The sequence below is a fragment of the Streptomyces sp. W16 genome (assembly GCF_033194735.1).
Classification (GTDB): domain Bacteria; phylum Actinomycetota; class Actinomycetes; order Streptomycetales; family Streptomycetaceae; genus Streptomyces.
The window spans coordinates 14,021-34,911 of sequence record NZ_JAWOAI010000032.1 but is presented as its reverse complement, the minus strand read 5'-3'; the positions used below and the strand labels follow the sequence as shown (position 1 = coordinate 34,911).

Annotated in this window: 13 protein-coding genes and 1 pseudogene; 5 read left to right on the top strand and 9 right to left on the bottom strand. The window is 69.8% G+C overall.

Annotation, left to right across the window (positions count from 1 at the left end; genetic code table 11):
- Both R6V09_RS06885 and R6V09_RS06880 read right to left on the bottom strand, forming a co-directional pair.
- Positions 1–886 (bottom strand): annotated as a pseudogene (locus tag R6V09_RS06885) (hypothetical protein); the annotation flags it as partial.
- A gap of 106 nt (positions 887–992) precedes the next feature.
- Entirely contained in the window at positions 993–4,004 is a 3,012-nt protein-coding gene (locus tag R6V09_RS06880; RefSeq protein ID WP_317880439.1) for a glycoside hydrolase family 3 protein, read from the bottom strand.
- Positions 4,005–4,138: 134 nt separating this feature from the next.
- On the opposite strand from R6V09_RS06880, the gene R6V09_RS06875 reads away from it, so the two are divergent.
- The 4 genes from R6V09_RS06875 (at position 4,139) to R6V09_RS06860 (ending at position 9,874) form a co-directional block, all read left to right on the top strand.
- The gene (locus tag R6V09_RS06875) at positions 4,139–6,013 is read left to right on the top strand and encodes a ricin-type beta-trefoil lectin domain protein (RefSeq protein ID WP_317880438.1); all 1,875 of its coding nucleotides are present in this window, start codon (positions 4,139–4,141) and stop codon (positions 6,011–6,013) included.
- Between the two features lie 36 nt (positions 6,014–6,049).
- The gene (locus R6V09_RS06870; RefSeq protein WP_317880437.1) at positions 6,050–6,460 is read left to right on the top strand and encodes a hypothetical protein; all 411 of its coding nucleotides are present in this window, start codon (positions 6,050–6,052) and stop codon (positions 6,458–6,460) included.
- A 35-nt stretch (positions 6,461–6,495) separates the two neighbouring features.
- Positions 6,496–6,960: a hypothetical protein gene (locus R6V09_RS06865; protein WP_317880436.1), complete on the top strand. Its 465-nt coding sequence runs from the start codon at positions 6,496–6,498 to the stop codon at positions 6,958–6,960.
- Between the two features lie 130 nt (positions 6,961–7,090).
- Positions 7,091–9,874 (top strand): hypothetical protein, encoded by a 2,784-nt coding sequence (locus tag R6V09_RS06860; protein ID WP_317880435.1) that lies wholly within the window; start codon positions 7,091–7,093, stop codon positions 9,872–9,874.
- A gap of 5 nt (positions 9,875–9,879) precedes the next feature.
- Here R6V09_RS06860 and cimA read toward each other — a convergent pair whose 3' ends face one another.
- The 7 genes from cimA to ureA form a co-directional block, all read right to left on the bottom strand.
- On the bottom strand, positions 9,880–11,484 hold the full coding sequence (gene cimA / locus R6V09_RS06855; RefSeq protein WP_317880434.1) for a citramalate synthase: 1,605 nt from the start codon (positions 11,482–11,484) through the stop codon (positions 9,880–9,882).
- A 302-nt stretch (positions 11,485–11,786) separates the two neighbouring features.
- Complete coding sequence (locus tag R6V09_RS06850; RefSeq protein ID WP_317880433.1) at positions 11,787–13,055, bottom strand: hypothetical protein; 1,269 nt, start codon at positions 13,053–13,055, stop codon at positions 11,787–11,789.
- A 29-nt stretch (positions 13,056–13,084) separates the two neighbouring features.
- Entirely contained in the window at positions 13,085–15,139 is a 2,055-nt protein-coding gene (locus R6V09_RS06845) for a hypothetical protein (RefSeq protein WP_317880432.1), read from the bottom strand.
- 124 nt (positions 15,140–15,263) lie between these two features.
- Complete coding sequence (locus tag R6V09_RS06840) at positions 15,264–15,866, bottom strand: TetR/AcrR family transcriptional regulator (protein ID WP_317880431.1); 603 nt, start codon at positions 15,864–15,866, stop codon at positions 15,264–15,266.
- Between the two features lie 23 nt (positions 15,867–15,889).
- Positions 15,890–16,909, bottom strand: coding sequence for an agmatine deiminase family protein (locus tag R6V09_RS06835; protein WP_317880430.1), 1,020 nt, complete (start codon positions 16,907–16,909; stop codon positions 15,890–15,892).
- Positions 16,910–16,938: 29 nt separating this feature from the next.
- On the bottom strand, positions 16,939–18,612 hold the full coding sequence (locus R6V09_RS06830; protein WP_317880429.1) for an urease subunit alpha: 1,674 nt from the start codon (positions 18,610–18,612) through the stop codon (positions 16,939–16,941).
- Positions 18,609–19,289, bottom strand: coding sequence for an urease subunit gamma (ureA, locus tag R6V09_RS06825; RefSeq protein ID WP_317880428.1), 681 nt, complete (start codon positions 19,287–19,289; stop codon positions 18,609–18,611). The genes R6V09_RS06830 and ureA overlap by 4 nt, the downstream gene beginning before the upstream one ends.
- A 117-nt stretch (positions 19,290–19,406) precedes the next feature.
- Between ureA and R6V09_RS06820 the strand changes: the two genes are divergently transcribed.
- Positions 19,407–20,843, top strand: coding sequence for a cytosine permease (locus R6V09_RS06820; protein ID WP_317880427.1), 1,437 nt, complete (start codon positions 19,407–19,409; stop codon positions 20,841–20,843).
- Positions 20,844–20,891: the final 48 nt, after the last annotated feature.

The window sequence follows — 20,891 nt, the reverse complement described above, 5'->3', positions numbered from 1 at the left end:
GGCGTTCGGGCAGCGGGCGGCCCTCGCGGCGGGCGGCGAGCTGCGCGAGCGAGAAGCGGCCGTCCTCCAGGGCCTGGGTGACGGCCCGGACGTCCTCCGGTTTGGTGGCCGCCGCCATGTACGACTTCGCCTGCTCGTAGGCGTCGAGGGCGCGTTCGTAGTCGGCGCGCATCGCGTCGTCGGCGCCCGGTTCCGCCGGGTGGAATTCGAGCCGGTCCAGTTCCTCGCCGAACGCGGTGATGTCCTCGTCGACCACCACCCGCAGCTTGTCCAGCGCCGCCCGCTGCTCCTCCAGCCTGCGGCGGCGGGAACGCCGTACGAGGGTGTACGCCCCCGCGCCACCGGCCACCAGGACCCCGCCCGCGACGATCAGCGCCGTACCGGAGACTCCGCCGCCATCGTCCGAAGAGCCGCCCCACGACGACGGCGCCGAGCCGCCCATGTTGGCGAGGGCCCGGTCGGTGAAGTCGTCGAGCTGGGTCTTCGCGTCCTCGCCCTGCACGCTGCTGACCAGGTTCTTCACGGCGCTGTTCGACAGGACGGAGGAGTCGGCGCGGGCGTCGAAACGGTCGCCGAGACGGATCGCGTAGAGGCCGGTGATGCCGGTGGCGGTGCGGAGGTTCGTGAAGAGGTTCGCCGTCGGGTAGTCGGCGGGGAGGACCACGACGAAGACCGGCTTGTCGGCCTTCTTGATCCGCTGCGCGAGCGCGTCGGCGGACGACAGTCCGGAAGCCGCGGGATCGACGTAGACCGGGCCCTCGCGCAGGGCCCGGCCGATCGTCGAGACGCCGGTGTCGGCGGCGGCCGGGGACGCCATGGTCAGCGCGGTGAGCAGCAGGGCCACGAGCAGCCCCGGGAGGCTTCGGCTCCAAGCGACGGCCTTCATAATCCGACGCTAGCCGAAGCGCCCTGAAGGGGCGCGGGGAACTGCGCGATCAGCCACGACGGACCGTAGCCGACCGACAGCCCCCGCCCCCCTCCTGGCGGCGAGGTCACACCGCCCGGTACGCCTCCTCCAGCTTCTTCACGGCCGCCGCGTACTTCCCGGTCAGCAGCAGATGGTCCGCGTCGGCGAACGGCTTCGACACCGCCGCCGTGATGTTCTGGCCCACCTTCTGCTGGACGATCAGCCGCGCCTGGGTGACGAGCGCCTTGCCCGTCTCCGCCGACCGTGCCTTCGCCGCGGCGGCCTCCAGTGCCTTCAGAGTGGACGCGCCACCCGTCGCCGTCTTCGTCGCGGTCGTCAGACCCCAGCCGTACGGGAACTGCGGATCGTACGTCGTGTCGCCGACGTTGATCGGCAGCTGGGCCTCCGACTTCGGCCAGGTGACCGGGAGTTGACCGGTGAAGGACCGCTTGCCGTAGAGGACGTCGGCCACGCCGTCGCCCTCGGTGCCCGGCAGCCAGGAGGCGACCAGGGCGTCGATCTTCGGGAGCCGGTCGCCGATCAGCTGCGGGCGCCCGGAGACGATCAGCACCGCGCACTTCATCGCCGCGCACACCTTGTCCACGGCTGCCTGGTCGGCGGGGGTGAGGGTGAGGTCGTTGCCGTTGCCGACATCGCCGATGCCCTCGGCGTACGGGGTCTCGCCGACGACGACCACACCCACGTCGTAACCGCTGGTCGAGGCGGAGGCGTCCTTGGAGTACGTGACGTCACCGCCGGCGTTCTTCATGCCCTGGAGGATCGTCGTGCCGGTGGTGTTGGTGCCGGACGAGCCCTGCCAGGTGATGGTCCAGCCGCCGGTCTGGTTGCCGAGGTCGTCGGCGTTGGAACCGGCGACGTAGACCTTCTGCGACTTCTTGAGCGGGAGCACGCCGTTCGCGTTCTTCAGCAGCACCTGCGACTCGGCCGCCGCCTGGCGTGCCACGGACCGGTGCGAAGTCGAGCCGATCTGCGCCGCGTTGCTCGTGTCGGCGTACGGCTTCTCGAAGAGGCCGAGCTTGAACTTCTGGGTGAGGATGCGGGATACGGCGTCGTCGATGCGCTTCTCGGTGACGGCACCGGCCTTCACCTGGGCGATCAGGGTCGAGGTGAAGTCCTTGTAGCTGTACGGGACCATCATCATGTCGACGCCCGCGTTGACCGAGGTGCTGACGTGGGACGCGTAGTCGCCGGGGAGTTGATCGATGGCGTTCCAGTCGCTGATGACGAAGCCGTCGAAGCCCATCCGGTTCTTGAGGACGCCGTTGATCATGTCGGCGCGGGCGTGCATCTTCACCGGGCCGAGGCCGTCGCCGACGATGTCGAGCGAGGAGTAGGACGGCATGACCGTGCCGATGCCCCGGTCGACGGCCGTCTGGTACGGGGCCAGGTGGATGGCTTCCAGCTGCTGGCGGGTGACGGTGGTGACGCCCTGGTCGATGGTGTACGTGCCGGTGGTGGAGGAACCGTAGGCCGTGCCGCCGTCGCCGACGAAGTGCTTGGCGGTGGCGAGGACCTTGTCGTCGTCCTTCAACTGCTTGCCGTTCGCGGCGCCTTGGAGGCCCTGGATCATCGTCTCCATGGACTGCACGAGCGCCGGGTCCTCGCCGAAGGACTCGTAGGAGCGGCCCCAGCGTTCGTCACGGGTGACGCAGAGGCAGGGCGCGAAGTCCCACGGGACGCCGGTCGCGCGGACCTCACTGGCCGTCACCGCGCCTGTCTTCTGGGCGAGTTGGGGGTCGCGGGTCGCGCCGATGCCGATGTTGTGCGGCATGATCGTGGCGCCGGCCAGGTTGTTGTGACCGTGGACCGCGTCGACGCCGTAGATCAGCGGGATCTGGAACCGCGTTGCCTGCGCCCGGAGTTGGAACGAGTCGATCATCTTCGCCCAGGCCGCGGCCGTGTTGGGCGTCGGGGTCGAGCCGCCACCGGAGAGCAGCGAGCCGAGGTCGTAGGTGGCGACGTCGGCGCCGGTCCCCACGCCGCCGCGCTCGGCCTGGGTCATCTGCCCGGCCTTCTCCTCCAGCGACATGCGCTTGACGAGGTCGGCGACGCGCTTCTTGATCGGCAACTTGCTGTCCAGGTACGGCAGTCCGTGCGCGTCGATGACGACCTGCGGGGTCTCGGCCGGGGCCTTGGCGCCGGTGACCGTGAGCTTCAGCGGGATCGTCTCGGCGTTCTCGGCCGACTTGTCCCTGAGCGTGCGGACCTGGACGGCCTGCGTGGTGCCGGACGCGGTGCCCGCCGGGAAGGTGAGGGTGCCGGAGACCGGGGTGTAGTCCTTGCCGGCCTCCGCGGTACCGCCGTCGGACGTGTACGCGACGGTCACCGGGTCGTCGATCGGCGCGGAGCCGGTGGTGGCGACGGTGACCTTGACCGTGGCCGTACCGCCCTCCTTGACCGGGTAGACGGCCGAGTCGGTGGTGACGTTCGCGCGCAGCGACTGGTCCGCCTTGCCGTACAACTCCACGTCGTCCATGGCGAATTGGCTCTTGACGCCGACGGGGAGCGTGACCGCGTAGCCCCACATCTGGGTCAGGCCGAGGACGTGGTCGATGCCGCCGACCGGCTGGTAGTCCGTGCGGTAGACGAAGTTCGTGAACGGGATCTCGATCTGCTTCCAGCCGGTGAAGTCGTCCGTGAAGGACGTCGTCCACAGCTCGGAGGCCTCGCCGTTCGTGCCGCCGTCCTTGATCTCGAAGTTGTTCGCCTTGCCGGTGTTCTGGCCGTCCCACCAGAACCGGATGCCTTGATGTGCCGACCAGTCGTGGGCCGGCGCGGTCGCGGCGTAGTCGTGGGTGAAGCCGCCGTAGCCGCTGATGTCGTAGGTGCCGGAGAGTACGTGTTCGCCCTCGGGGGCGTCCGGTCTCGCGGTCAGGGCGAGTTGGGGCGGGTCGTCGTTGTCGCTGCCCCAGGTGAAGATGCCCTCCGCGGGCTGGCTGGCGAAGGGCACCTCGCCCTCGAAGCGGTCGACGGGCGTGGGCGCGGGATCGGCGGCGGCTGCCGCCTGGGACACGGCGGCCGGTGACAGCAGCGCGGCGCACAGGGCGGTGGAAACGAGCAGGGCGGTTCTTGGCATGGACCTTCCCTCGGCTCTGGAGCTCTGGTTCACTCTGGGTTCGCACAGTTCACTCATGACTTAGATCACGCCGTGAGTTAACTAACGGCCCGCAGACCCGTCAAGACATCTCGTCAGGAAGGGCTAACGCATCCATGTCCAGGAGAACCCCCCGCACGGCCCGGCTGCTGCTCGCCGGACTGCTCTCCGTGGCCGGCTTCACCGCGGCCGTACCCCCCGCACACGCGGCCGGTGAACAGGTCACGGCCTGGCTCACCACCACCGACGACGCCGCCGGACGCCATGTCACGCGCGGCCTCCAGGCCCAGACACCGTTCGCCTTCTCGTCCGGGACGGGCGGCAGCGGCGAGAACATCACCGTCGACGAGAACACCCGCTACCAGACCTTCACCGGCGGCGGCGCGTCCTTCACGGACACCGCGGCCTGGCTGATGAACAGCAGTGGCGCGCTGTCGGCGGCGACCCGGAACGCAACCATGACCAAGCTGTTCTCGCCCACGGACGGGATCGGCCTGTCGTTCCTGCGCAATCCGATGGGCGCCTCCGACCTGGCCCGCTACGGCTACTCGTACGACGACGTGGCGGCGGGCCAGACCGACCCGAACCTCACCTCCTTCTCGATCGCGCACGACCTGGCCGATGTCGTGCCGCTCACGAAGCAGGCACTGAGCCTCAACCCCTCTCTGACTGTCATGGCCTCGCCATGGACGGCACCCGCGTGGATGAAGGACAGCGGGTCGCTCAACGGCGGCTGGCTGAAGTCGGAGGACTACGGCGCCTACGCCAACTACTTCGTCAAGTACCTCCAGGCGTACAAGGACCAGGGCGTTCCGGTCTCGTACGTCACCGTCCAGAACGAGCCGACGTGTTGCTCCGGCTACCCGTCGATGAGCTGGAACGCGTCCGGGCTGGCCTACTTCACCAAGAGCGAGCTGCTGCCCAAGCTCAACGCGTCCGGCCTGACGACGAAGGTGCTGGCGCACGACTGGAACTGGGACGTGTACGACTCGTACGCGGCCTCGACCGTGGACGACGCGGCCGTCCGCTCCAACCCCAACTTCGGCGGCATCGCCTGGCACGGCTACAGCGACATCAGCGGCGTCACCAAGCAGACCACCGTCCACAACCAGTACCCCACGCTCGACGCCTTCGGCACCGAGCACTCCGGCGGCACATGGGTCGCCAACCAGCAGCGCGAGGACATGAACAACATCATCGACTACACCCGCAACTGGGCGAAGTCGGTGACCAAGTGGTCCCTCGCGGTGGACCAGAACATGGGCCCGCACAACGGCGGTTGCGGCACCTGCACCGGCCTGATCACCGTGCACAACGGGGACGGCGCGAGCGGGACCGTCGACTACACCGTCGAGTACTACACGATGGGCCAGCTGACGAAGTTCGTACGGCCGGGAGCCCAGCGGATCGCTTCCACGGCATCCACGAACGTGCCGAACGTAGCGTGGCGCAACCCGGACGGTTCGAAGGCGCTGATCGCCTACAACGACGCGTCCACCGCGAAGACCGTCACCATCAACTGGGGTGGCCAGCACGCCACTTACTCCCTGCCCGGCAAGACGTCCGCCACCTTCACCTGGACGGGGACGCAGTCCGGCGGCGGCAGCCAGACCGGCGCGTTCGTCGGCCTCGCGAGCAAGTGCCTCGACGTGGCCGGGGGTTCGACCACCAACGGCACGGCCGTCCAGCTCTACGACTGCAACGGCTCGACCGCCCAGCAGTGGACCGTGGGGACCGACGGCACGGTGCGCTCGCTCGGCAAGTGCCTCGACGTGACGTCGGCTTCGACGGCGGACGGGGCGAAGGTGCAGTTGTACGACTGCAATGGAACCGCCGCGCAACAGTGGTCGTACAACTCGTCGACCGGTGATGTGGTGAATACGGCGGCCAACAAGTGCCTTGATGTGACGGGCAATGTGTCGACGAACGGGACGCGGGCGCAGATCTGGACCTGCTCGGGGGCTGCCAACCAGAAATGGCATCTTCAGTAGGGCGGACCATGTCCCGCCCTCGACGGGGGGCGGGACATGAAACGTGTCTTGGTGGCGGTGCTGGGTGCGGTCGCGGGGAGTCTGCTGCTCGACGGGTGCAGCCCGGCACAGCAGTCGCTCGCGGCCGTCCGGCTGGACGGGGACGGCACGCCGGTCGCCACGGTGCGGCTGTGCGACGGGGACCACGGCAGCCGGGCGGAACTGAGCAGTTGGCCCACCGGGGACGCGGGCGCCAGTGAGCCGACTGCCCAACAGACCGCCCGGCGGCCGGATTTCGGCGCGGAGGTCGAGGTCTCCACGGCGACGTTCCCACTCTTCTCGCCACCGGCCGCCTGGCACACGGAGGCGACTGGGCTACAGCAGCTGCGGCCCGGCCGCACCTACGCCCTCGACGTCACCGGCCCCCGCTCCGGCTGGTCCCCGTACGACGTGGACGACGCGTGCTGACCCGGGCGCGGGCTCGACGGAGGGCGGTTGCGGCCGTGGGCGTGGTGGTGGGGTGTCTGCTGCTCAGCGGGTGCACGGCCGAGGATCTGCCGCTGGCCGGGGTGCGGCTCGGTGCTGACGGGGCGCCGCACGCGCTCATCCGGCCGTGCGGGGACGACAGTTACCAGACGCCGTCGCTCGACGGGTGGGCCGGGGGGATCGACGACGGACCGGTCACCACGGGGTGGGACGTGCGGAAGGAGAACCTGCGCGGGGACGCCGATTTCCCGCTGTTCTCGCCTCCGGCGGCCTGGAGGGCCCGGCACCGGGGCGAGCAGCGGCTCCTGCCGAAGCACCACTACTCGCTACGCTTCGGGCACTACATCACCAGCGACTCCTACAACGGCATCGTCGACTTCACGACCGAGCAGATCACCGCACTCAAGCCCGGCCAGGTCTGGGCCGACGACAAGGCCATGAGCCTCGGCGAGTTCGAGAAGCTCGCCGAGGACTCCTGCTGAGGGCTGCTCGGCGGGAGTTGGGATATGGAATGCTGCGGTCTCAAGCCCTCGCATGGATTGGCGTGGCGCCCGGGACTTGGGTCGCCTTTGTCCGCCTCGCGCGGCGGGACGGGCACGCTTGGGGGAGCGCATGGCCGACGAGGGATACGACTGGACGGACGAGGGTGAGAAGGCCGTCTATCGGCAGGCCGTTCTCGACTGCCTGGACGACAGACGGCTGAGCGAGCTGCTGGAGCTGCGGCCGGTGATCACTCGTGAGGTCGTGGTGGAAGCGATGTGTTCGTCTCCCCGCGTCGCGAGGATGCTGGGAAACGGCGTCGGGTCCAGTCGGTCGTCCGCGCACTCGCTGTACCGGACCGTTCATGTGGCCGCAGCTCCGTACCGGTGGATGATGCCCGAGAGCAGGTCGCCGCGCGAGCTCTTCTCCGACGAGAATTTCACGACATGGGCGCTTCTGGCGGTCGGCGGGAGTGTCGGGGGCGTCTTCTTCCTGCGGGCAGGAGCATGGTGGGCCTCCACGATCTACTCCCTCGTCGTCCTTCTCCTCCTCCTGGGCCTCCCCCTCCGCGGTTTTGTCAGACGAGTCGTCCACGCCCTTCCCGCCGCGGAGTTCCGTCACCGGCGAAGACGTGGCGTCCAGTCCGTGGTGTGGTCGCCCTGGGTGTTCCCGCTGTGGGTCGCCGAGAAGACAGCCGAGGCCCGCTGGGTCGGGCAGCTGGGCCGTGACGATCTCCACAAGGAGGTGACACGGGCGGTCGAGGAACTCCTCGGCGAGGACGTCGGAACGCTCCTGGTCCCCAGCACCTACGACGGCCTCAGTTCCCCGCGTCACAGCTCCTACTTCGTCGAAAGCGGCCCTTCGGCCGAACTTGCCCGGAAGATGGGCCAGTTGTCCGGTGGGACCATCGCTCTCAGCGGGCCGCGCGGTGTGGGCAAGACGACGCTGATGGAACACGGCGTGCGGGACGGGGACTTCGCCGTGTTCGCCCACGCGCCCGCCGCCTACGCACCGTACGACTTCCTGACCTCGTTGTTCGTCAGCGTCTGCCGGCAGTACGTCAGCAGGGCCGGTTACGACGCACCGGAGTTCGTGCGGCTGTCGTACCTGCACAGGACGCTGCGCCGCGCGACCCGGCCACTCGGGCGCCTGCGCACCCGACTCGCCTATGTGCTGCCCGCCGCCGTGGTGGTGGCCATCGGTCTCCCCAGCGTCACCAGATGGCTGCTGGACGAGGACCAGAGGCGTTTGACGAGGCGGTATCTGGCACCGGGATGGGATCGGACCGTCGACTTCTTCGGAGATGTCTCGACCGACAGGGTGCCACTGGCCACCGTGTCCTTCGCCTTCCTGGCCATGCTGCTGTGGGTGGTTCCCCAACTCCGGTCGGCTGCCAGTTGGTTGAGGAGACCGGTGAAGGCGCTCCTGTCCTGGGGCGTTTTCTCGTTCACGTTCGGCCCCCTCCTGTTCCTCCTGACATTCAAAGACGGCCCGTGGCAAGCGCTCCTGTTCGCCCCCTGGCTCCTGTGCTGTCTCGTCGCCATCGGCACCGAGACCAGCCCGCCCCTGCGCATAGGCCGGTGGACCATGAGCACGAACTGGATCTGGGGTCCGCTCGCGGTGCTGCTCCCCTGCGTTTTCCTGGAGCGGCTCTTCACCGACAGGACCGCCCGTGCCCTCCTCGTCGACGCCGATGGTGGGGCGCGTATCTACCTGTTCCTGCTCGGCATGCTGTTCCTTCTGCTGCCTCAACGGTCATGGTCCGTTCCCCGTCGCGCTCCCGGACTCGTCACCACCTGCCGCAACCACCTCTACCGCCTCCAGACAACCCAGAGCTCCAGCGCCGCCCTCACCACAGGCGCCGCCCAACTCTTCGCCCTGGGCAGTGGGCACACCACCTCCGTGACCACCGTCCCGCCCAACTACCCGGCCCTGGTGGGTGAGTTCAGGCAGCTCCTCGCGGACATCGGGCAGGACGAGTACGCGAAGGGCAACCGCGTCGTCGTCGCCATCGACGAAGTCGACCGGCTCGGCAGCGACAGCCTGGCTCTCGCCTTCCTCGCCGAGATCAAGGCGATCCTCGGCGTGCCACACGTGCACTATCTGATCTCCGTCGCGGAGGACGTGGGCGCGGCCTTCGTGCGGCGCGGGCTGCCGCACCGGGACGTCACGGACAGTTCCCTGGACGACGTGGTCCACGTAGCCCGCTGCTCGCTCGCCGAATCCGCGGAGATCCTCAGGAAACGGGCGCCGGGCATCGGCGAGGCGTACATCGTCCTGGCCCATGCCCTGTCCGGCGGCATCCCGCGCGACCTGATCCGCTACGGCCGCCGGCTGCTGGAGATACGGCTCGTCACGGAGCAGGCCGAACTGCCCGACATATCGCAGGCGTTGATCATCGAGGAGCTGTCGGAGACCCTGGCCGGCTTCCGTACCCTGCTCGCCAAGCAGCAGTGGACGCCCGGAACCCAGGGCGTGCTGGGTTCGTTCCGCAGTCTCGCCGCGCATCTGAGGGTCGCCTGCCCCTGCCCGGAGCCGGTCCAGCAACTGCGCGGCGCGTTGGCGCACTTCGTCGCGTACGAGGCGGAGGGCCTGCCCGAGAACTCCCGGGGTCTGATCGACGAGGCAGCCGTCTACGCCTATCTCTCGCTCACGCTGCTGGACATCTTCGGCGGACCGGGCTTCACCCAGCGCCGAACGGAGGCCGCGCGCCTCTCACCCGACGGAAACCCCGACCTGCTCGCCGAGGCCCGCCAGGAACTGGCCGTGTCGCCGTACAGCACACGGCCGTTGATCGACGGCATCCGGCGGGCCTGGCAGCTCGACCCGGTGTCCGCACAGGGGCCGCGGCCGGCGGTCATGATCCCGCCGCCCCGCGGCACAGCCTGCACGGCGGGGCATCACCCCGGCATCTGACCGGCCTACTCCGCCGGCGCCACCCCGGCGCGGAGGAGTCCGTAGGTGTACGCGTCCTCCAGCGCCTGCCAGGACGCGGCGATGACGTTCTCCGCGACGCCCACCGTCGACCACTCCCCCGCGCCGTCGGACGTGGAGATCAGGACGCGGGTCGTGGAGGACGTGCCGTGGACGCCTTCCAGGATGCGGACCTTGTAGTCGACGAGGTCGAGCTTGGCGAGCTGGGGGTAGATCTTCTCCAGGGCGACCCGGAGGGCGCGGTCCAGCGCGTTGACCGGGCCGTTGCCCTCGGCCGTGGCGACGATGCGCTCGCCCTTGGCGTACAGCTTGACCGTGGCCTCGTTGGCGTGGCTGCCGTCGGGGCGGTCCTCGACGATCGCGCGCCAGGACTCGACCTCGAAGTAGGAGCGGGCCTTGCCCTCCGCCTCGGCGCGCAGGAGGAGTTCGAAGGACGCGTCGGCCGCCTCGTAGGTGTAGCCCTTGAGTTCGCGCGCCTTGACCCGGTCGACGACCCGGCCGACCAGCTCGCGGTCGCCGCTGATGTCGACGCCGAGTTCCTTGCCCTTGAGCTCGATGGAGGCGCGGCCCGCCATGTCGGAGACCAGCATCCGCATGGTGTTGCCGACCTGCTCGGGGTCGATGTGCTGGTACAGGTCCGGGTCGACCTTGATCGCGGAGGCGTGCAGGCCGGCCTTGTGGGCGAAGGCCGATACGCCGACGTAGGGCTGGTGCGTGGACGGCGTGAGGTTCACTACCTCGGCGATCGCGTGGGAGATGCGGGTCATCTCGCGGAGCTTGCCGTCGGGCAGCACCTTCTTGCCGTACTTCAGCTCCAGGGCGGCGACCACCGGGAAGAGGTTGGCGTTGCCGACGCGCTCGCCGTAGCCGTTCGCCGTGCACTGGACGTGGGTCGCGCCCGCGTCGACGGCGGCGAGGGTGTTGGCGACCGCGCAGCCCGTGTCGTCCTGGGTGTGGATGCCGAGCCGGGCGCCGGTGTCGGCGAGGACGGTGGCGACGACCGCCTGGACCTGTGCCGGGAGCATCCCGCCGTTGGTGTCGCAGAGGATCACGACTGACGCGCCGGCCTCGGACGCCGTACGGACGACGGCCTTCGCGTACTCGGGGTTGGCGCGGTAGCCGTCGAAGAAGTGCTCGCAGTCGACGAAGACGCGGCGGCCCTGGGCGGTCAGGTGGGAGACGGTGTCGCGGACCATCTCCAGGTTCTCGTCGAGGGTGGTGCGCAGGGCCAGTTCGACGTGCCGGTCGTGGGACTTGGCGACGAGGGTGATGACGTCGGCGCCGGAGTCCAGGAGCGCCTTGACCTGCGGGTCCTCGGCGGCCTTGGCGCCGGCGCGGCGGGTGGCGCCGAACGCGACGAGCTGGGCGTGCTTGAAGTCGATCTCCTGCTGGGCGCGGGCGAAGAACTCGGTGTCCCGCGGGTTGGCGCCCGGCCAGCCGCCCTCGATGAAGCCAACGCCGAAGTCGTCCAGGTGCCGGGCGATGGCCAGCTTGTCCGCGACGGTGAGGTTGATGCCCTCCCGCTGCGCGCCGTCACGCAGGGTCGTGTCGAAGACGTGGAACGCATCGTCGAGTGCGCTGGTTTCCGTCATGGTGTCTGGCTCCTGAGGATCTGAATCTCGGTCTGTACCGGAATGACCGGCTCCACCGTCCCTCAATGATCCCTCGCACTGCTTTTCCGGCTGGAGGTGGGCCAGAAAAGCGAAAAACCCCTCGCGGGTGCGAGAGGTCTGCGCGCGGGTCGAGAGACGACGGTGATCGCCTGTACCTGGTCGTACGAGGCGGTCACTGCGGACCGGCGCGCCTGCTGCCAATAATCGTGGCGAACGAGAACACGGGGGCAGTCTGGCACAGCCCCCGTGCTCCGCTCATGTGCGTCTCAGGATGCGGTCGATCACTTGAGGTGACGTACGTAGACGTGCGTGGTGTCGTAGGTGTCGCCGGGCACCAGGTCGGTGGCCCAGCTGCTGAAGGCGACCGTGCGGCCGTGCCGGTCGATCACCGGGAAGTCCGCGCCGTCAGTGCTCGGACCGCCGGCCACCGCGGGGCTGGCGAGCACCGTGCGCCCGGTGCGCAGATCCCGCACGTACGCCTGCCCCTCGGCACCCGGGCTCCCCGCTACGTACACGAGGTACCGGCTGTCGGCGCTGAGCTGCGGATAGGCGGTGTAGGCGGTCGGTCCCGCACCGTCGATACGGCGCAGCTTCCCCGTCCTCAGGTCGCGGATGAAGACGTTGTGCGAGTTGTTGGTGTCGTCAGGCGTCAGCTGCGAGTCCAGCGAGTTGAACACCGCGTACCGTCCGTCGGCGCTGATCTGCGGGAACTCGGTCTGCGCGTCGGACACCCTGCCGTCCGGCGCCTGGTCGGCCCAGAACAGTTTCCCGCTCGGCACGTCACGGACGTAGGCGTCGCTCCAGTCGCCGCTGCTGGGGTACGGGACGAAGAACTGGTAGGCGACCCGGCTGCCGTCCGCGCTGATCGACGGGTTGATGGCCGCGGACTTCCGGGCGCCCTCGGCCGGCACCTGGCTGATGCGGACCCGCTCGCCGGTGACGCGATCGACGCGGTACACCCGGCTCCAACGGTCGCCCGCCGGCCCTTCGTCGCTCGTGTGCTGGGCGACGAAGGCGACATAGCGGCCGTCGGCACTGATCGCGGGCGAGCCGATGGCGTTGTAGCCCGTGTCGACGGCGTTGTTCAGCCGCTGGAGGGCGCCGGTCCTCAGGTCCTTGACCCACACCGAGTTGTCGTCGCCGTCGTAGGTCTTGGTCGAACTGAACGCCAGATAGCGGCCGTTGGCGCTCAGACTGACGTCCAGGACGTGACCGTCCCACGCGCCGCCGTCCGCGGTGACGCTCACCAGGAGGGTGGTGCCGGTCTTCAGGTCGCGTACGAAGGCGTCCTCGGTGCCGTTGGTGTCGCCCGCGACGAGGTTGTCGGCGCGGGAGACGAAGGCCAGGTGGCGGCCGTCCGCGCTCAGGCTCTGGTGGTTGGAGACGCTGTTGCCGTCCGCGCCGTCCGGGGCCACGCTCGCCTTCTCGGTGTGCGGTGTGTGCGGTGTGTGCGGAGCCCTGGGTGCGGCGCTCGCCGTGGTCGCCGTCAGTGTCGCCGTGGCGGCGGCCAGGGCCAGGGCGAGCGCGAGGGCTCGCTTGTTGCCGTGCATGGTTGTTCCCCCGTAGTGGTTGCTGCTTGTCACTGCACTGTCCGCAGGAAGACGTCCGACACCCCGTTGGTGTCCCCCGCCACCAGATCGGGTGACGCCGACTCGAACGCGACGACCGTGCCGTCGGCGTTGACGGACGGGTGCCCGGCCGGGAGGTCGTCGCGGTGGCCCCGGACGTCGACGCTGATCAACTGGGTTGTGCCGGTGGTCAGTTCACGCAGGTATACGGCCCCGCCCCGGACGTAGGCGACACGCGTGCCGTTCCCGGAGAGCGAAGGCTGCGTGCCCTTGACCCGGGTCGTGGTCCCTGCGTCGAGGTCGCGGACGTACACGAACTGGCCGTGCTGGAAGGCGATCTTGCGGCCGTCGTCGGCGAGGGAGGGCCCCGACGCGTGGTCGCCGGCCTTCTCCAGGGTGCCGGTGTCCAGGTCACGGACGTAGACGGCACCGCCCTGCTCGAAGGCGACGTACCGGCCGTTGTAGTTGATGGCCGGGTTGCCCGCCGCCTCGCCGGTGGGCGCGCTGACCACGTCGACGGTGCCGCCGTTGAACTTGAAGCGGTAGACGCGGGGTTGGGGGTGCGGGTCGGTGTCGGTGGCCGGCAGCGTGGCCGCGTAGGTGATCCACTGGCAGGTGGGGTCCACCGCGGGCTGTCCCATCCAGGTGAAGCGGATGCCCTGGTAGGAGGAGATGCCGGTCAGTTTGCCGACCGAGCGGTTGCGGACGAAGACCTCGGGGGCGCCGTCCGTCGCGTGCGGCGCCACGTAGCCGACCATGCGGCCGTTGGCGCAGGGTGTGCCCTCGGACGAGGGTTTCTGGGTGGTGGAGTTGACCTCGGAGATCCCGCCGGACGCGTTGACGAACACGTTGCCGTCCGAGGTGAAGGAGACGGTCCGGCCGTCCGCCATCACCGGGTCGTGGGACGCGGCGGCGAGCTGCTGTCCGTCCCGCGTCGTGCTGATCCGTTCGGTGACCGACGGCATCGGGGCCGGGTTCTTACCGAGTCCGCCCGAGAAGACGAACACGTCCGTCTCCCTGTTGGTGTCGCCCGGCACCAGATGGGACGCGGCCGAACTGAACGCCACCGCACGCCCCTTGGCGGCCAGCCCCTGCTCTCCCGGCACGGCGTACGGCGAGAGGACGGCACCGCGCAGCCCCGTCCGCAGGTCACGCACCCGCACGCCGTCCTCGCCCGCGACGACCGCGTACCGGCCGTCCGCCGTGGCCGCCTGGGACTGTCCCTCGGCCACCCGCCGTGACTCGCCGGTGCGCAGGTCGTGCACGTACAGACCGCCGTCGGCGTCGAAGAGGACGCGGTTGCCGTCGGCGGTGATACGGAGCAGGTAGGCCGCGCCGAGGCCCTGGTCGACCTGGGTCCGCTCGCCCGTCTTCCGGTCCCTGACGAAGATGTCGGCCGGGTCCGTCTCGGAGTCGGTGTGGATGCCGTACGCGACCCGCTCGCCGTCGCCGCTCACCGAGGCCCCGTTCTTGTCGCCCTCCTCGGCCGGTGAGACCAGTGTGTCGGTGCCGGTGGCCGTGTCACGGACGTACAGGAGCCGGAAGTTCGACGAGCCGTTGCGGTTGCCGATGGTGTACGCGACGTGCGTGCCGTCCGGGCTGATCGACTGGGCGCGGCCCAACTCGTTGGATCCGGGCGGGTTCTCGGGCCACAGCCGCTCGGTGCGGCCGGTGGCGCTGTCGTACAGGTACGGCGCCAGGAACCGGGTGCCGGCGGAGAAAGCGACGCGGCTCCCGTCGTCGCTCAGCATCGGCGAGCCGTAGATGTTGCCACTGCCCAGGTCGATCCTGGTGACCGCGCCGGTGCCCAGGTCCTTCTCCAGCAGGCACGGGCTGAACTCCGCGCAGCCGAAGCTCGGCGCGCTGGACACGAACGCGACATGGCGGCCGTCGGCGCTGATCGCCGGGTCGCCCGAGGATCCGTCGGCCTGACTGCCGTCGGCGGCCGTGCTCACTCGCTCCGTGCGGGCTGTGTGCGGTGCGGCGGACGCGGCGGTCGGCGAGATGAGTGCGAGCAGCAGCGTCACCCCTAAGCCGACGCCGGACACACCTGTGGCTCTGGACATGCTTCCCCCTGAGATCCCCGTGGACGCTTCTCCCCCGGCCCTGCGCCGAGGGCTCCTTTTTGAGGCAAACGCACCACGCGCTACAGGGTCAATCGGCCGTATTGCGTACAACCGGGACGGAAGGTCACGCGTCCGCGAGAAGCCCCTCCTCCAGGAACTCCCTTACGTGGCCGAGAACTTGCGCCCGGTCCGTGCCGCGCAGCCCGATCGCCACATGGATGGAGAAGCCGTCGAGGAGGGCGCGGAGACGGGCGGCGAAACGGTCGGGGTCGACACGGCGGAACTCGCCGCGCGAGACGCCTTCCGCGATCAGGGCGACGAGGTCGCGGTGCCAGACGCCCTCGATGGCGGCCTGCCGGTCGCGGGCCTCGTCATCGGCGTTCTGCGAGCGGTTCCAGACCTCCAGCCAGAGCGTCCAGTGCGGATCACGGTGACCGTCCGGGACATACAGGTCGACGTACGCGTCGAGGCGTTCGCGGACCGTCGCCGCCGTGCGGGTGAGCAGGCGTCCGCGTTCGGCGCCGAGCCTGCCCTCGCTCCACTCCAGGGTCTGGAGCAGCAGTTCGTCCTTGGAGTGGAAGTAGTAGAGGAGATGGCCGCTGCTCATACCGACCTCGCGGCCGAGCGCCGCCATGGTGAGTTTCTCCAGACCGCGTTCGGCGATCATGCCCATGGCTGCGGCGAGCACGTCCTCGCGCGGCGGCGCGTTCTTCCGCGCACCGGCCATCGCCCGCCTCCCTCTCGCTGTTTTCAGACCCTCGGCTGCTGTTGGGTGATGCAGTGGATGCCGCCACCGCCCGCGAAGATCGTACGGGCGTCCACGAGCGTCACCGTCCGCTCGGGGAAGAGGCGCCGGAAGACACCGGCCGCGAGCTCGTCGTGCGGGTCGTCGAAGGCGCAGAGCACGACCCCGCCGTTGCAGAGGTAGTGGTTGATGTAGGAGTAGTCGACCCAGTCGCCGTCCTCGTCCTTGAGGACGGTCGGCGCCGGTACCTCCACGACCTCCAGACGGCGGCCCTTCGCGTCGGTCTCGGCGCGGAGGAGGGCGAGGTACTCCTGGGAGCGGGCGTGGTCCGGGTGGGCCGGGTCGCGCTGGCTGTGGACCAGTACGGTGCCGGGCCGGGCGAAGGCCGCGACGATGTCGACGTGGCCCTGGGTGCCGTAGACGCCGTAGTCGCCGGTGAGACCGTGCGGGAGCCAGATGGCCTTGGTGGTGCCGAGCCTGGCGTGGATCTCCGCCTCGACCTGCTCGCGGGTCCAGCCGGGGTTGCGGCCGGCGCCGAGCTGGACCGTCTCGGTGAGCAGGACCGTGCCCTCGCCGTCGACGTGGATCGCGCCGCCCTCGTTGACGAGTGTGCTGCTGAGTGCGGGTACTCCGGCCAGGTCGGCGACATGGCGGGCGATCTTGGAGTCGTGCTCCCAGCGGGCCCACTCCTGGGCGCCCCAGCCGTTGAACGTCCAGTCCACGGCGGCCAGTTCACCGTTGCCGTCGGTGACGAACGTGGGGCCGATGTCCCGCATCCAGGCGTCGTCGAGGTCGCGCTCGACCAGGTCGACGTCCGGGCCGAGCAGTTCGCGCGCCGACTCGCCCTGGCCCGGCCCGTGCACCATCGTCACCGGTTCGAAGTGGCGCACGGCGCGGGCCACGGACGCCCAGGCCGTTCGGGCCTCCGCCAGTTCCTCGTCGGTGGTGAAGGTGGGGTTGGGTCCGGGCCAGGCCATCCAGGTGCGCTCGTGCGGGGTCCATTCGGGCGGCATACGGAAGCTCATCAGAAGTCCTAAGTCTCAAGTTCTGAGTTCTAGAGAAAGTAGAGGCGGTTGAGGGAGACGGACTCGGCCGGCTCCGAGCGCAGCGGTTCGCCGTCGAGGGTGACCAGGCCGGTGCGCTGGTCGACGTCGACCGCGCCGGTACGGGAGTTGAGCCGCAGGTCGGCGGGCCCGATGCCACGCGTGCCGCGAACTGCCACCCGGCGGCGGCGAGTCGGCATCGCGTCGTCGCCCTGGTCCAGGGCCGCCTGCGCGACGAAGGCCACGGAGATGTCGGCGGGGGTCGAGCCGTGCGCGCCGAACTGCGGTCCCAGGACAAGGGGTTCGCAGGTGTCGGTCGCCGCGTTGGGGTCACCGACCACGCCGTAGGCCGGGAATCCGGACTTCAGCACCAACTGCGGTTTCGCGCCGAAGTACTCGGGCCGCCACAGCACGAGGTCGGCGAGCTTGCCGACCTCGATCGATCCCACCTCGTGCGAAAGTCCGTGCGCGATCGCGGGGTTGATGGTCAGCTTGGCGATGTAACGCAGGACGCGTTCGTTGTCGTGACCGACATCCGGGGCGCCGAGTTCGGCCTTCATCTTCCCGGCCATGGCGAACGTACGGCGCACGGTCTCACCGGCCCGGCCCATGCCCTGCGCGTCGGACGAGGTGATGCCGATCGCGCCCAGGTCGTGCAGCACGTCCTCGGCGCCCATCGTCCCGGCGCGGATACGGTCGCGGGCCATCGCGGCGTCGCCGGGCAGGTCGGTCTTCAGGTCGTGGACGGAGACGATCATGCCGTAGTGCTCGGCGACCGCGTCCCGGCCGAAGGGCAGGGTGGGGTTGGTGGAGGAGCCGATGACGTTCGGAACTCCCGCCATTTTCAAGACGTTCGGCACATGCCCGCCGCCGCAGCCCTCGATGTGGAAGGCGTGGATCGTGCGGCCCTCCAGCACGCGCAAGGTGTCCTCGACGGACAGGCACTCGTTCAACCCGTCGCTGTGCAGGGCGACTTGGACGTCGTACTCCTCGGCGACCCGCAACGCCGTGTCCAGCGCGCGGGTGTGGGCGCCCATGTCCTCGTGCACCTTGAAGCCGCTGGCCCCGCCCTCGGCCAGCGCCTCGATCAGCGGCGCGTCCGAGGACGACGAACCCCGGCCCAGGAAGCCGATGTTGACCGGCCAGGCGTCGAAGGCGTTGAAGGCGTGGCGCAGCGCCCAGGGCGAGTTGACGCCGACGCCCCACACCGGGCCGAACTCCTGCCCGATGATCGTGGTCACGCCGGAGGCGAGGGAGGCCTCCATGATGCGCGGCGACAGCAGGTGCACATGGGTGTCGACGGCGCCGGCGGTGGCGATGAGCCCCTCGCCGGACACGATCGAGGTTCCGGTGCCGACGACGACGTCGACCCCGTCGAGGGTGTCGGGGTTACCGGCCCGCCCGATGGAGCAGATTCGCCCTTCCCTGATCCCGATGGACACTTTCCGGACACCCTGCACGGCGTCGATCACGACCACGTTGCTGACGACCACGTCACAGGTCTCGCGCACGGCGGCGGCCTTGAGGTGCAGTCCGTCGCGGGCGGTCTTGCCGAAACCGGCGAGGAACTCGTCGCCGTAGCGCTGCGAGTCGGACTCGACGCGGATCGTCAGACCCGAGTCGCCGAGGCGGACACGGTCACCGGCGCGGGGGCCGTGGGTGGCGGCGTACTCGTACGGGTTCACAGCTCAACTCCCAGGTAACCGCAGGCAGTTGCCCGGCGCAGCGCCTCTTCCTTGGCGCCCGGCGCGTCCAGCGGGCCGTCGACGAGCCCGGCGAAACCGATCGCGATCCGCTCGCCGCCGATCGGCAGCAGACCGACCTCGGCGCTCTCGCCCGGGCCGAAACGGACGGACGATCCGGCGGGTACGGCGAGCCGCATGCCGTAGGCCTCGGCGCGCGGGAAGTCGAGGCGCGGGTTGGCCTCGAAGAAGTGGAAGTGGGAGGTCACGGAGACGGGGACGGTCGCGGTGTTGGTGACCGTGACGCGGACGACGGCCTCGGGCTCGGCGTGCGCGGGCCCAGGCAAGAGCGCACCCGGAGCCTCACCGCCGAGTCCGCCGCCGATGGGGTCGGAGACGACCGCGAGCCGGGAACCGTCGTCGAAGACGGCCTCGACATGGACCTCGGTGACGACATCGGCGACACCCGGCAGCACGTCGTCGGGGCCTAGTACGGAGCGGGCGCGCTCGATGGCCTCGGCCAGTCGCCTCCCGTCGCGGGCGGCCTCGCAGACGGTGTCCGCGATGAGCGCGGTGGCCTCCGGCACGTTGAGCCGGAGGCCGCGCGCCTTGCGGGCGCGGGCCAGTTCGGCGGCCGAGAACAGCAGCAGCCGGTCGCGTTCCGTCGGGGTCAGTCTCATCCCGTGTCCCTCCTTTAGAGCATCACTCTAAACGGTAAAGCCCGTTTCCGAAACGCTTGACGCGCCACCTGCGTCCGGTCCACATTGAGCGTCACTCTAAGAATGAGGTGACCCACCATGCCGATAGAACAGCGCGGCGTCGACACCGTCCCCGACGAGGAGCGCACCAGCGGTCCGCGTGACCTCGTGTCGATCCTGCTCGGCTCCAACCTCTGTCTCGGCGTGATCATCTTCGGCTGGCTGCCGCCGTCCTTCGGCCTCGGCTGGTGGGCCTCGGTCTCGTCGATCGTCGCGGGCACGGTGGTCGGGACGGTGTTCACGGCACCGCTGGCCCTGGTCTCCCTGCGCACCGCCACCAACCTCTCGACGTCGTCCGGCGCCCACTTCGGTGTGCGGGGCCGCCTGGTCGGCTCGGTCGTGGGCCTGCTCTTGGCCCTCGGCTACACCGCGCTGACCGTGTGGATCGGCGGCGATGTGATGGTGGGCGTGCTGGGACGGCTGTTCGGACTCCCGGCGGGCGGGGCGTCGTACGCCGTCGTGTACGCGCTGCTCGCCGGGGCGACCGTCGCGGGCGCCGTCTACGGCTACCGGGTGCTGCTCACGATGTCCCGCGTGCTCTCGGTCGGCATGACGGCACTGCTGATCCTGGGCGTGATCGCGTACGCCCCGCACTTCACGACCGCCGCGCTGCCGGGGGCGGGCGGCTATCTGCTGGGCGGGTTCTGGCCGACGTGGTGTCTGGCGACGGTGGCGGCGGGACTGTCCGGCCCGATCGCCTTCATCACCCTCCTCGGCGACTACACGCGCTACATCTCCCCGACCCGCCACACCTCCCGCCGGGTCCTGCACGCGACCTGGCTCGGCCTGATCGCCGGCCTCCTCGTCCCCCAACTCTTCGGCACGTTCACGGCGTTCGGGGCGCGGGCGGCCCTCGACTACGCGGGCCCGCTGGTGTCGGCGTCCCCCACCTGGTACCTCGTCCCGCTCCTGCTCGCCGCCTCCGCCGGCTCGGTGGGCAACGCCGGGCTGATGCTCTACTCCATGGGCCTCGACCTGGACGCCATCCTGCCGCGCGCCTCCCGGGCGAGGGCCACCTGCACGGTCGCGATCGTCGCCACGGTGTGCGTGTTCGTCGGCCACTACGCCTGGAACGCGCAGTCGGCGATGACGTCCTTCGTGCTGCTGTTGACGGCGATCGGCACGCCGTGGGCGGTGATCACGCTCATCGGGTTCGTGCGGTGCGGGGGAATGTACGACGCGGACGCCCTCCAGGTCTTCAACCGGCGCTCGCGGGGCGGGATCTACTGGTACCGGGCGGGCTGGCACGTCCAGGCGGTGATCTCCTGGGCGGTGGGCGCGGGGGTCGGGCTGCTGGCGGTGTCCTTGCCGTCGTACGAGGGGCCGTTGCTGTCGTTGACGGGTGGGGTGGACTGCAGCTTCTTGTTGTCGGGGGTGGTGGGAGGCGTGGTGTACACGGTGCTGCAGCGCGGGGCGCGTCCTGTCGAAAGCCCAACCACCTCAGCCCGTCCGGCGTTTGAGGACGAGGCCGTTTAGGCCGAGGCGGGGGTCTGGGGGCGCAGCCCCCGGCAACGCCGGCACGAA